This window comes from Bartonella sp. B10834G3 (assembly GCF_016102505.1).
GTDB classification, from domain to species: domain Bacteria; phylum Pseudomonadota; class Alphaproteobacteria; order Rhizobiales; family Rhizobiaceae; genus Bartonella; species Bartonella choladocola.
On sequence record NZ_JACFOM010000002.1, the window covers coordinates 815,856 to 828,354 of the forward strand.

Annotated in this window: 10 protein-coding genes; all 10 read right to left on the minus strand. The window is 48.5% G+C overall.

The features are described 5' to 3' along the window. Positions 1 to 6: 6 nt before the first annotated feature. Positions 7 to 1,416 (minus strand): UDP-N-acetylmuramate--L-alanine ligase, encoded by a 1,410-nt coding sequence (gene murC / locus H3S94_RS09000; RefSeq protein ID WP_077992764.1) that lies wholly within the window; start codon positions 1,414 to 1,416, stop codon positions 7 to 9. Beyond that, positions 1,413 to 2,537: an undecaprenyldiphospho-muramoylpentapeptide beta-N-acetylglucosaminyltransferase gene (gene murG / locus H3S94_RS09005; RefSeq protein WP_198231309.1), complete on the minus strand. Its 1,125-nt coding sequence runs from the start codon at positions 2,535 to 2,537 to the stop codon at positions 1,413 to 1,415. The genes murC and murG overlap by 4 nt, the downstream gene beginning before the upstream one ends. Before the next feature lies 1 nt (position 2,538). Further along, positions 2,539 to 3,684, minus strand: coding sequence for an FtsW/RodA/SpoVE family cell cycle protein (locus H3S94_RS09010; protein ID WP_077992767.1), 1,146 nt, complete (start codon positions 3,682 to 3,684; stop codon positions 2,539 to 2,541). Between the two features lie 180 nt (positions 3,685 to 3,864). Next, the gene (gene murD, locus H3S94_RS09015; protein ID WP_198231310.1) at positions 3,865 to 5,256 is read right to left on the minus strand and encodes a UDP-N-acetylmuramoyl-L-alanine--D-glutamate ligase; all 1,392 of its coding nucleotides are present in this window, start codon (positions 5,254 to 5,256) and stop codon (positions 3,865 to 3,867) included. 4 nt (positions 5,257 to 5,260) lie between these two features. Continuing rightward, on the minus strand, positions 5,261 to 6,331 hold the full coding sequence (gene mraY / locus H3S94_RS09020; RefSeq protein ID WP_077992771.1) for a phospho-N-acetylmuramoyl-pentapeptide-transferase: 1,071 nt from the start codon (positions 6,329 to 6,331) through the stop codon (positions 5,261 to 5,263). A gap of 22 nt (positions 6,332 to 6,353) precedes the next feature. Further along, positions 6,354 to 7,772: a UDP-N-acetylmuramoylalanyl-D-glutamyl-2,6-diaminopimelate--D-alanyl-D-alanine ligase gene (locus H3S94_RS09025; RefSeq protein WP_198240833.1), complete on the minus strand. Its 1,419-nt coding sequence runs from the start codon at positions 7,770 to 7,772 to the stop codon at positions 6,354 to 6,356. Beyond that, positions 7,769 to 9,220, minus strand: coding sequence for a UDP-N-acetylmuramoyl-L-alanyl-D-glutamate--2,6-diaminopimelate ligase (locus tag H3S94_RS09030; RefSeq protein ID WP_198240834.1), 1,452 nt, complete (start codon positions 9,218 to 9,220; stop codon positions 7,769 to 7,771). Before H3S94_RS09030 ends, H3S94_RS09025 begins: the two co-directional genes overlap by 4 nt. Before the next feature lie 18 nt (positions 9,221 to 9,238). Beyond that, on the minus strand, positions 9,239 to 10,990 hold the full coding sequence (locus tag H3S94_RS09035) for a penicillin-binding protein 2 (RefSeq protein WP_077992778.1): 1,752 nt from the start codon (positions 10,988 to 10,990) through the stop codon (positions 9,239 to 9,241). Beyond that, on the minus strand, positions 10,987 to 11,394 hold the full coding sequence (locus tag H3S94_RS09040) for a hypothetical protein (RefSeq protein ID WP_077992782.1): 408 nt from the start codon (positions 11,392 to 11,394) through the stop codon (positions 10,987 to 10,989). Before H3S94_RS09040 ends, H3S94_RS09035 begins: the two co-directional genes overlap by 4 nt. Further along, entirely contained in the window at positions 11,391 to 12,392 is a 1,002-nt protein-coding gene (rsmH, locus tag H3S94_RS09045; protein WP_198240835.1) for a 16S rRNA (cytosine(1402)-N(4))-methyltransferase RsmH, read from the minus strand. The genes H3S94_RS09040 and rsmH overlap by 4 nt, the downstream gene beginning before the upstream one ends. Between the last annotated feature and the right edge of the window lie 107 nt (positions 12,393 to 12,499).

Genomic DNA, 12,499 nt, shown 5'->3' on the forward strand with positions numbered 1-12,499 from the left:
CAAAACTTATTTTTTATCGAGATCTGCCAATTCATTCGGTAGAGCATAAGCCCATTGGGTAATATTGCCAGCCCCTAAAAATACAACATAATCACCGGGCTTTGCTATTTTTCTGACAATCGGGGCGATTTCCTTCGGGTCAGCAATATAGCGCGCATCACGGTGACCAGCGGTTTTGATCCGGTCAACCAGAGCTTTCGAGTTGACACCTTCAATCGGGTCTTCTCCGGCCGGATAAACCGGAGCGACGAGAATTGTGTCGGCATCATTGAAGCAGGTGGCAAATTCGTCAAAAAGGTTATGAAGGCGCGTATAGCGATGCGGCTGGGCAATAGCAATGACACGCCCTTTTACACTCTCACGGGCAGCTTTCAGAACAGCTTTGATTTCAACCGGATGGTGTCCATAATCATCGAAAATTTCCACGCCGTTCCAGCTACCGGTATGGGTAAAGCGGCGTTTGACACCGCCAAAACCCGCCAAGCCTTTGATAATCGCATCATCGGAAACGCCAAGTTCGTGTGCAACAGCAATAGCTGCCGTGGCATTCAGCACATTATGACGACCGGGCATCGGCAAAACCAGATTTTTCATCTCGATAACCGCGCCGGTTTTACGCGAGCGTATCACAACATCGAAATGCGATTTCGGGCCTTCCATATGGTGGTTCAGAAAACGCACATCTGCCTGCGGGTTGGAGCCGTAAGTAATAACGCGACGGTCATCAATGCGGCTCACCAATGCTTGCACTTCCGGATGATCGAGACACATGACACCGAAACCGTAAAAGGGAACATTCTCGACAAATTGCAAATAAGCCTCACGTTCGGCCTCGAAAGTCCCGTAATGATCGAGATGTTCGGGATCAATATTGGTAACGACCGCGACATCGGCAGGCAGTTTTAAAAATGTACCATCGCTTTCGTCGGCTTCGACCACCATCCAGTCGCCTTCACCCATACGGGCATTGGTACCATAAGCGTTGACAATACCACCATTAATAACCGTCGGGTCAAGATTACCGGCTTCCAAAAGCGTGCCGATCAGTGAAGTGGTTGTGGTTTTTCCGTGTGTACCGCCAATCGCGACAGCTTGCTTGAAACGCATCAATTCGGCAAGCATTTCAGCCCGTCTTACAATTGGTAAATGACGTTCTTTGGCTGCAATATATTCCGGATTATTTTTATGAATAGCCGTTGAAACAACGACAACTTCCGCCTGCCCCAGATTATCGGCACTGTGGCCGACATGAATTTTTATTCCGTGAGCGCGCAAACGCTCGACATTGGCATTGTCCGCCTGATCGGAACCTTGAACTTTATAGCCCAGATTATGGAGCACTTCGGCAATACCGCTCATGCCTATACCCCCAATTCCCACAAAGTGGATAAGGCCAATACTCAAGGGCATTTTCATGAAGTTTCTCCTTCTTTATATTCTTTTACTGTTTTGCCGGCGACCAATGCTTCCGCCAGATCGGCAAGACGTTTCGTCGCATCTCTATGACCGGCATTGTAGGCAGCTTTTGACTGTGTAACCAACAGCGCACTGTTTTTGGCCACCGCATCAATCATTTTTGCAAGTTCGTGACTATCGAGTTCTTTCTGCTGCATCACTTTGACGGCGCCGGTTGCAGCTAACTGCGCAGCATTGGCTGCCTGATCGTGATCGAGCGCGTAAGGGTATGGAACAAGCAAAGCAGGTCTGCCTATTGCAGCAATTTCCGACACTGTAGAAGCGCCGGAGCGTGCAATAATAAATTGGGCATCGGCAATACGCTTGGGCATATCTTCGAAAAATTCTTTGACTTCGGCTTTGACCTGGAGATTCCGATAGGTTTCGATGAGTTCTTCATCGTCACCCCTGACCTGCTGGACAATAGAGAGGCGTTTTTTAACATCATCGCCAAGTAGTTTTATCGCCGCCGGTACAATTTCATTGAAAAAAGAAGCGCCCTGACTGCCACCAAAGATCAGCAGATTGAAAGCATCAGCTCCATCAGACGGGTGATATGGCTGTTCCGAGGCTTCAATCACTGCATCGCGAACAGGATTGCCGGTTACAACAATTTTGTCTTTATACGGTCCTTGATCTTCAAGAAAGCCGCCGGCAATGGCATCAACCCGTGCAGCCAAAGCTTTATTGGCCCGCCCCATCACTGCATTTTGCTCGTGGATAAAAGCACGCAAACCGATCGATTTTGCAGCGTATAGTGGCGGCAATGTGGGATAGCCGCCAAATCCGGCGACAAGAACCGGTCGCAATTTCTTGAATAATCGCCGTGACGCGCGAACGCCTTTCAAGAGCTGCCAGAGCGTTTTCGCCACTGCAAAAGGATTTTTACTGGTTATAGTTGCCGAGGGAATGACATGCACATGATCGTCGTCAAATGTGCGCACAAAGCGTCTTGCCCTGTCATCGGTAATCAGATGGACATCATAGCCCCGCCGGACAAGTTCGCCTCTTAAAGCTTCGGCAGGAAAAAGATGGCCACCGGTGCCACCCGCAACCAGAACAATTGTTTTTTTATCAGTCATTTTACACCGCCGGCATAATAGTCGGTAACGACGCGGAAAGCCTTGCCTCAGGGCGACGACGCGTCAAGCTCAACAGGATTCCCATAGATATGGCAATCGCCACCATAGACGAACCGCCATAAGAGATAAATGGCAAAGTCATGCCTTTTGGCGGCATCAAGTGCAGGTTCACTGCCATATTAATCATGGATTGGCAACCGAACAGAATAGCCATTCCGGCAATAGCAAAACGGGTAAAAGAATCCCGTTCGTTCATGGCTATTTTCATGGATCTGATAACGATGAAGGCAAAAAGTGCAACAATCAGCAGGCAAAGAGCGATGCCATATTCTTCCGCTGCAACCGAAAATACGAAATCGGTGTGACTGTCGGGAACAATCCGTTTGACTGTTCCCTCGCCCGGCCCCTGCCCGAACCAGCCGCCATGCAAAATGGCTTCACGCCCGACATCCACCTGAAATGTATCCCCTTCGCCGGTCAGGAATCCGTTGACGCGTTCCTGAACGTGGTGAACAAAAAGATAGGCACCAAAACCGCCAACAATGGCAAGGCCGATGAACAGAATGATAATAATAATCGGTACACCGGCAAGGAAGAACAAGCCGCCCCAGGTGGCGCTGATAAGCATTGTCTGCCCGATATCGGGTTCAAGCACCAGAAGGCAAGCACATGTTCCATATAGAATAATAGCAAGCAAAAAGCCCGGAATGCCGTTTTTTCTGGTCTGATCGGAAAAAAGCCATGCCGACATAACAACGAAAGCCGGTTTCATGAATTCGGAAGCCTGCACGGACACGCCAAGCACGGAAATCCACCGTCTTGACCCTTTGACTTCGGCTCCGAACAATAAGGTTGCGACCAATAGAACAAGCGTTACCAGCAATAGCAGTGCACAAAACCGGCGAATATTGCGCGGGGTAAAGAAGGAAACAAAAATCATTGTAAAAAGTGCCGGAAAGCTGAAAATAATGTGCCAACGCACAAAATAGAAACTATCCGCAATACCGATTTTGCTGGCGACAGTGGGGCTGGCAGCAAAGGAAAGCATAATGCCAAGCCCCATTAACATGAGACAGGCTGCCAGAATTGGCCGGTCTATTGTCCACCACCAATTGGCAATCGGTCCACGGTCGGCACGAGAAACCATTTCAACCCCTTCGTTACGATCATCTGTTCAAGAACAATTTTTGCTCATTCGCCCATGGAAATTACGCCGAAAAAGATTCCGGTTGGTTAACGCGAACTCAACTTTTCAATTATTGACAAAAAAATGGCTTCGGCCTTCTCAAGCCGAAGCCATAAAATATCGGAGAAATAAATAAAGAGGTTACAACGCTTTGACAAAAGCCTTGAAGGCATCACCGCGAGCGCCGTAATTTTTGAACTGGTCATAGCTTGCACAAGCAGGCGAAAGCAGAATAGCCACTTCTTCAGCCTTGTCCGACCCCGCATCCTGATGGGCTTCCTGAACCGCTTTTTCCAGTGTTCCCGACATTGAAATCGGAAATGCGCCGTTAATGGTACGGGCAAAATCTTCCGCAGCATCACCGATGAGATAGGCTTTGCGGATTTTCGGGAAATAATCTTTCAAAGCGGTAATACCACCGGCTTTTGCAAGCCCGCCGATAATCCAGTAAATGTGATCAAAAGTGGCGAGTGCCGGTGCGCTAGCCTCGGCATTGGTTGCCTTGCTATCGTCTATATAAAGAGCATTGCCGATTTTTCTGACCTGCTGCATACGGTGCGGCAGCCCGACATAGGAAGCAAAAATCCGCTGCAATTCAACCGGTTTTATTTTCAGAATATCAAGGGTGGCGAGTGCCATCAAAGCATTCTGGGCATTATGACTGCCACGAAGCGAGTCTATTCCCGAAAGCGACAAACGTGCTTCCGGCTTGCCATTTTTCACACTGAAAAGCTCGTCTTTGACAGCATAATATCCGCTCTTTAAAACCTTGTCTTTTGATACCGGCAAAACATTATGATGGTCATGTGAAAGCTCTTCATAGATTTTTGTCGAATTTTCATCATCAACAGCAACGAGTGCAGTTTTTGCGCCACTTACCAACCGTTTCTTGATTTCGCAATAATGGGCAAATGTCCCGTGCCGGTCGATATGATCGGGCGAGATATTAAGAAGAATGCCGACAGTCGGGTTGATTGACGGAGTAAGATCAATCTGGAAAGACGAGCACTCGACGACGTAAAAGCGATTTTTTTCAAACGCTTCGAGTGACAAAATAGCAGTGCCGATATTGCCACCCATTTCCGACAATTTTCCGCTTTCGTTCAATAGGTGGTTGATGAGTGCGGTGGTGGTGGATTTGCCATTGGTGCCGGTAATTGCGATGAAAGGCATATCCGCATCGGAAAGATTATGCTGTTCGAGATAATTGTTACGCTCTCGAATGAACAGTTCGATGTCACCGATAATTTCGACACCGGCGGCTTTTGCCAGTTTGACTGTCCAGTGGGGTTCCGGATTGGTGAGCGGCACACCGGGGGCAAGAACGAGAGCCGAGATTTTTGACCAATCGACGTTATGAAGATCGCTCACCGGAATATTGTGGGCACGTGTTTTTTCAACAGTTTCCGCGTTGTCATCCCAAGCGAGAACCTCGGCACCACCGGCAAGAAGCGATTTTGCTGTTGCAACACCCGAACCGCCAAGGCCGAAGAGTGCAACTTTTTTATTCTTGAAAGAATTGACTATAATCATTTTTTTATCTCAGTTTGAGAGTTGAAAGACCGATCAGGGCAAGCACAATAGAAATAATCCAGAAGCGTATAACAACCTGACTTTCTGTCCAGCCTTTTTTCTCGAAATGATGATGAATTGGTGCCATGAGGAAAACGCGTTTGCCTGTCAATTTGAACCAGAAAACCTGAATAATGACGGAAAGCGCCTCCATGACGAATAGTCCGCCGATAACAGCAAGAACAATTTCATGTTTTGTTGCAACCGCAACTGCACCCAACATGCCGCCAAGTGCGAGCGAGCCGGTGTCACCCATAAAAATTGCAGCCGGCGGCGCATTAAACCACAAAAAGCCTAGTCCCGCTCCGACAACCGCGCCAAGAAGCACTGTCAGTTCACCTGAACCTGCGACATAGTGAATCTGGAGGTAATCGGCAAAATTGATATTACCCGACAAATAGGCAATGAGGGCAAATGATGATGCAGCCACCATGACGGGAACAATAGCGAGGCCGTCAAGACCATCGGTGAAGTTGACCGCGTTACCGGCTCCCACCATAACAAATGCCGCAAAGGGAATAAAAAACCAGCCAAGATTGAGCAAATAATCTTTCACAAAGGGAAGTGCGAGACCTGTTGATTCCGTATGCATAATGACGCCGGAGGCAACAATGGCAATGAGAAATTCCAGTGTCAGACGTGCCTTGCCGGAAAAACCTTTTTCGCTTTGTTTGGTGACTTTGAGATAATCATCATAAAAGCCGATTGCACCGAAGGCCAACATCACAAGAAGGACAACCCAGAAATAGATATTGGAAAGATTGCACCATAAAAGTGCCGAAACGACCGTTCCGCTTAAAATCATCAACCCGCCCATTGTCGGCGTACCGGCTTTTTTGAAGTGGGTTTGCGGGCCATCGGCACGGATTGGCTGGCCTTTGCCCTGACGCACTTTCAACGAAGCAATAATGCTCGGTCCGAACAGAAAAACGATAAGTCCCGACGTGAGCAATGCCGCACCGGTGCGGAACGTAATATAGCGGAACACCCCGACACCAGGCAAAATATCGGTGAGTGATGAAAAATACATCAACATGGAAGCAAAGCCTTTTTATCTTTCAATCGACTGCCTTATAACGTTCAAGCAGAGCCGACACAACACGGGAAGAGCGGATGGAATTTGATGATTTGACCATAATGACATCGCCATCATGAATATCTTTCAAAACCAGTGGAATAATCTCTTCGACATTTTCTTTCAAATAGACTTTGAGCTTTTTTGAAAGCTCCTGTTTCAAAGGCTCGATTTCCCGACCGACGAGATAAACCGGATTTGCACCCGACGCTAAAACCGGTTCGGCAAGTTCGCGGTGAAGTTTTTCGCTATATTTGCCAAGTTCAAGCATATCTCCAAGCACCGCAATGCGCCGCCCGCGTGTTCCGGTTTGGGCTTGTTTCAACAGTTCGAGACTAGCGCGCATCGAGGCCGGATTGGCATTGTAGCTTTCATCAATCAGCGTAAATATACCACCTGAAGGCAGTTCCAGACGATAGCGTGCGCCGCGCCCGTTTTCGGCGCTAAATGTTGCCATTGCCATGACAATATGAGCCATATCGGCACCGACAAAATCGCAAGCCCCAAGTACCGCAAGACAATCCTGTACAATATGGCGGCCGGGCGCACCAACTTTTACCATCGCTTCATTGTTGCCGATCTTCACGCTCATGCAGGAACAGTCGGCCAACATATGGAGCTTTTCCAAACGGTAATCGGCATCTTTTGCTTCGCCGAAACTCAATATATTTTCAATTCCGCATGCTTTCGCCTTGTCGCAAAGAAAGCGGAAAAAATCGTCATCCGCATTGAGCAATGCCGCACCACCCTTGACAACACCTTCAAAAATTTCGGCTTTGGCAGTTGCAATTTGTTCAATACTTGAAAAAAATCCCAAATGCACTGCTGCAACCTTGGTGATAATGGCAAGGTGAGGCTGTACCATTTTTACCAATGGGCGGATTTCACCTGGATGGTTCATGCCGATTTCAAATACACCATAATCGGTATCGGCCGGCATACGGGCAAGGGTTAACGGCACGCCCCACTGATTATTGAAAGATGCAGGATTGGCGTGAACTTTTCCGACAGCTCCAAGACAATGACGAAGCGCTTCCTTGGTGGTGGTTTTTCCGACAGATCCGGTTACAGCAATGATTTTTGCGTTTGATCTTGCCCGTGCTGCATGTCCAAGTTGATCGAGCGCTTCGAGCACGTCGTCCACTGCTATCATCGGTACGCCAAGTTTTTGGAGATCCGGTTTCCGGCCTTTTTCGATAATTAACAGGCCCGCGCCAGCCTCGGTAGCTTTTGCTGCAAAATCATGACCATCAAGTTTTTCGCCCTTGATACAGAAAAAGATTTCATTTGGTTTTACTGTGCGGCTATCAATTGACACACCCGATAATTCATCCGGCAAATTGCCGATCTCGTCGCCATGGAGTGCCTCTCTCACCTCGCCTTTAGTCCATAATGGCATCATTTGTGTTGTCCTTCCAAGGCCTCCGTTATTTCCTGATGGTCGGAAAAGGGATGAACTTCGGTTCCGATAATCTGGCCCTTTTCATGCCCTTTTCCGGCAACAACCAATGTATCGCCACTTTGAAGAAGGGAAATGGCATAACGGATAGCTTCGCGTCTATCCCCGATCTCTTTGGCGCTGCTTGCGGCTGCCATAATTTCTTTGCGGATTTCGGCGGCATTTTCAGTGCGCGGATTGTCATCGGTGACGATAACAATGTCGGCATATTTGGTAGCAATTTTACCCATAATCGGGCGTTTACCCTTGTCGCGGTCGCCACCACAGCCAAAAACCACCACGACTTTTCCTGTGGTGAATGCTTTTACAGCAAGTAGAACCTGTTCCAGAGCTTCCGGTTTATGGGCATAATCGACATAGATTGCCGCTTTATCTTTTGTCGTTCCGACAAGTTCGAGACGCCCCGGTGCGCCTTGCAGCCGTTCGAGTGCACGGAAAACTGCCGCCGCAGAAACACCGGTTGCAAGGGCAAGTCCGGCCGCGACAAGTGCATTGGAAACCTGAAAGTCACCGGCAAGCGGCAAGGTGAATTCAAAAACCTCGCCATCGACGATACAATCGACAAATTGGCGCGAGCGTTGGTGTTCGACATGACGTAACCTGATAAAATCGCCCTTGCGACCAACGGTTAGAACTTTGCGTTTAGCCCGTTTGACATGTTCGATTGCCGCTTCGGAAAATTTGTCATCGGCAAAAATGACGGCTGGCGCTTCTTTCGGCAGAAGTGTGTCGAATAGACGCATCTTAGCCCTGAAATAATCCTCTACTGTCGGGTGATAATCCATATGGTCGCGCCCGAGATTGGTAAAGGCTGCGGCTTTCAATTTTACCCCGTCAAGCCGGCATTGGTCTATGCCATGGGAAGAAGCTTCCATAGCAACATGGGTCACACCTTCATCAACAAGTTCGGCCATTGTCTGTTGTAGTCTTACCGGATCGGGAGTGGTGAGCGAGCCATATTCATTTCTTGTTGGCGTAATAACACCGATTGTGCCGATGGTTGCTGCTGCAAAACCGGCATCTTTCCAGATCTGGCGTGTAAACGAAGCCACAGATGTTTTACCGCTTGTACCTGTAACAGCCACCACAGTATCGGGTTGTTTACCAAAAAAACGTGCTGCTGCCATTGCCAATTCATGGCGTGCATCAACCACGCGTATGATCGGCACATTTTTTTCTGCAAGTTCAAAATCATGGTCTGTCAGGATTGCGACTGCACCGCGCTTTGTTGCATCCTTGGCATAAACGCCGCCATCGCCTTTATTGCCTTTGAGAGCGACAAAAAGAAAACCGGGTTGAACTTTTCTGGAATCGGCAGTAACGCCCTTGATTTCGATAGAGGGCACAATCGACTTTTGTTGAACGCCGCTTACGAGTTGATCGAGTTTCATGTTCTAACCCCTTTTGTTCTAATCATTAAACGACGTTTCAGGCAATTTCTGGTTGCCGGAGGAGGCAAGAACAGGTGCATATTCTTCCCTGAAATCAGGTCTTACGCCCAAAAATGTAGCCGATCTGCGAATAATTTCAGCCACCATCGGAGCCGCGTTGAAACCGGCTGTTGCGCCGAACTTTCCTTCTTCCGCCTTGGGTTCGTCAATAATTGTCAAAACCACATATTGCGGATTATCAATCGGGAACGACGCAAGAAAGGCGTTAAACCGTTTATTTTTTGAATATTTGCCGTTTTCGACTTTTTCGGCAGTTCCGGTTTTGCCACCAACACGATAACCTTCAACCTTGGCTCTGCGCCCCGAACCTATATCGCCATTCAATTTATAAAGATAACGCATATCCCGGCTTGTTTCCGGTGCAACCACCTGTTTGGAATGTTCTTGCGCCTCTTCTGCCGTGCGTTTTAAAAATGTCGGTTCGATAAGCCTGCCACCGTTCATCAAAGCACTGGCGCCAACTGCGGTTTGTAAAGGCGTTGTCATCATGCCGTGGCCAAACGCAATGGTCATGGAATTGACGGTTTTCCACCGTCTTGGCTCCACCGGACGGGCGACTTCGGGAAGTTCCGTCGTCATACGGTCGAGAAGTCCCATTCTCTTCAAAAATTCGCGGTGCCCGTCAATGCCGATTGTCAGTGCTTCTTTTGCCGAACCGATATTGGAAGAAAAAATAAAAATTTCCCAAGCGGTTAGCGGGCGATATTTACCATGAAAATCACGAATGAAATGTCCGCGTCCGGCGGCCAGCGGCTTTGACGCGTCAATGACACTGTTCAACTGGAATTTTCCTGAATCAAGTGCCATTGCCGTAGTGAAGCTTTTAATCGTCGAACCCATTTCAAATGTGCCGGCTGTCATCCTGTTAAGGCGATCTTTTTTAAGTGCATCAACCGGATTATTCGGATCAAAATCGGGCATGGAAGCCATGGCAAGCACTTCGCCGGTGTGGATATTGATAACCACCGCACCGGCAGCAATGGCCTGATATCTTTGCATAGCGTCTGCCAACACATCACGCATGATGGCCTGAACACGTACGTCAATTGATAATTTTACCGGCTCAAGCGACGTTTCGTCGGCAAGACCGGCAGCACGCAAATCGCTTAAACCCGCACTATCGATATATTTTTCCATTCCCGCCGTGCCCTGATTGTCGACATTGACCATGCCGAGAATATGGGAAGCTGTAGGCCCACCCGGATAAAAGCGGCGCACTTCGGTGCGGAAGCCGACACCGGGAATACCAAGAGCCATAATCTGCTCTTTCTGGCTTGGTGTTAGCCCGCGCTGTATCCAGGCAAAACCGGTTTTCTTTTTGAGTTTTTTATAGGTTTCCTGCCAATCAAGATTGGGCAGAACCGTTGAAATCAATTCTATTGTTTCATCCACATCAATGATGCGGCGCGGTTCGGCAAAAAGTGAATAGGTTTTCAAATCGGTTGCAAGAAGCCGCCCGTTACGATCAAGAATATCGGGACGCGCGGCCGATTGCTCGACAGCGGGGCCGGATGCTTCTTCAATCTGCCCGCCTTCTATACCGAAATAAATAAGGCGGGCAAAAATGACCGCATAGACGCTGAGAAAACAGCTTATCACCACCATGAGGCGGCGGCGGGTTCTGCGCGAACGGTATTCGGCCTTTTGTAACTCTTCATACCGGTTGGGAGCGGCCTTCGGTTTACGCTTTAAAAACGGTATCAACTTCATGGCCGGACACTCCCTGTTGCGATATTATCGACATTGGCATTGCCGTTTCTGGCGAGCAGGGAATTCTTTTCTTCAAGTTCGTCGTCTTTAATCAGATTTTCAATCTGGTCCGGCAGCCGTTCCGGTATATCTTGCAATTTGATAATCTGGCGGGCATCTGTTACCTGCAATCCGAGTTGGTCCTGATAACGGGTGACCAACACCTGCATACGTTCCGGCTCGATCATCATCGCCCATTCGGCATGGAGAAGATTGATGGTGTTTTTCTCTGCAACGATCTGTCTTTCGATACGCTGAACCTCGCCGATGCGCTTTTGTGCATCATATTTTACCTTATAGGTAATGCCGGCTGCACAAATCATAATCGCCACCAGAATCATATCAAATGTACGAAAAACTGTCATTTTCTAGTTCCGTTAAATCGAGCAAGTTCAGGAAGACCGAATATCGTTTTATCAAGAGGTGTTACGTCAGCTTCGGTGCGGATACCCAATCGCAAACGTGCCGAGCGTGAACGCGGGTTGAATTGCAATTCTTTTTCATCTGCCGTCACTCCGCCTTTGGCTACGAGCCTGAATATCGGTTTTTCTGTTTCCACGACCGGTAAATAACGCGATTGCGCCGGTGCTTTTGAACGGAAAGCAAAAAACTTTTTGACTATACGGTCTTCAAGTGAATGGAACGTTACAACCCCAAGCCTTCCCCCCGGCTTCAATATGGTTTCGGCGGCTTCAAGTGCTTTGACCAGTTCCTGAAGCTCGTCATTGACATAGATGCGTAATGCCTGAAAAATTCTTGTTGCCGGATGAATGTGGTCGCCGGGTTTGCGCCCGACCAATGTTTCGACAGCGTCCGCAAGGTCGGAGGTTCGCAAAAACGGTTTTTTCTCGCGCCTTTCAACAATCATTCTGGCAATACGTGCTGCATGACGTTCTTCACCAAGAAGCCCGAAAATGCGGGTAAGATCATTCACCTTCATCCCGTTGACGACATCGGCCGCACTGAAACCTTTTTCCGACATACGCATATCAAGCGGCCCGTCTTTCTGGAACGAGAAACCGCGCTCTGCCTCGTCAATTTGCATGGATGAAACACCGATGTCGAGAATAACCCCGTCGACTTTATCTTCTGTCACGTGGCCGAGATTGGAAAATTCGGTATGAACGAGTTTCAATCGCGGACGATATTCTTCAACCAGAGTCTGACCGTCACGAATTGCTTCGGGGTCGCGATCAAGGGCAATGACATCGGCACCCTTATCAAGCAGCGCGCGTGAATAGCCGCCTGCGCCGAACGTACCGTCGATAATTGTTTTACCCGCGCAAGCATCCATTCCCGCAACAACAGGTGCGAGTAAAACAGGGATATGACGTTTAAAACCGGTATCCTTAACAGTTGGCATCGTTATCTTTTAACAGCACGTTTAAAAAATGTTGCACTTTGAATGCAGCAGAATGGATTGGCGCATCCTGACCTTTCAACCGGTCAGAATGCGTCAATCTTCTTTAT

Coding starts and splice junctions, on each gene's coding strand:
- murC (WP_077992764.1), bottom strand. CDS start 1,416: ATGAAAATGCCCTTGAGTATTGGCCTTATCCACTTTGTGGGAATTGGG.
- murG (WP_198231309.1), bottom strand. CDS start 2,537: ATGACTGATAAAAAAACAATTGTTCTGGTTGCGGGTGGCACCGGTGGC.
- H3S94_RS09010 (WP_077992767.1), bottom strand. CDS start 3,684: ATGGTTTCTCGTGCCGACCGTGGACCGATTGCCAATTGGTGGTGGACA.
- murD (WP_198231310.1), bottom strand. CDS start 5,256: ATGATTATAGTCAATTCTTTCAAGAATAAAAAAGTTGCACTCTTCGGC.
- mraY (WP_077992771.1), bottom strand. CDS start 6,331: ATGTTGATGTATTTTTCATCACTCACCGATATTTTGCCTGGTGTCGGG.
- H3S94_RS09025 (WP_198240833.1), bottom strand. CDS start 7,772: ATGATGCCATTATGGACTAAAGGCGAGGTGAGAGAGGCACTCCATGGC.
- H3S94_RS09030 (WP_198240834.1), bottom strand. CDS start 9,220: ATGAAACTCGATCAACTCGTAAGCGGCGTTCAACAAAAGTCGATTGTG.
- H3S94_RS09035 (WP_077992778.1), bottom strand. CDS start 10,990: ATGAAGTTGATACCGTTTTTAAAGCGTAAACCGAAGGCCGCTCCCAAC.
- H3S94_RS09040 (WP_077992782.1), bottom strand. CDS start 11,394: ATGACAGTTTTTCGTACATTTGATATGATTCTGGTGGCGATTATGATT.
- rsmH (WP_198240835.1), bottom strand. CDS start 12,392: ATGCCAACTGTTAAGGATACCGGTTTTAAACGTCATATCCCTGTTTTA.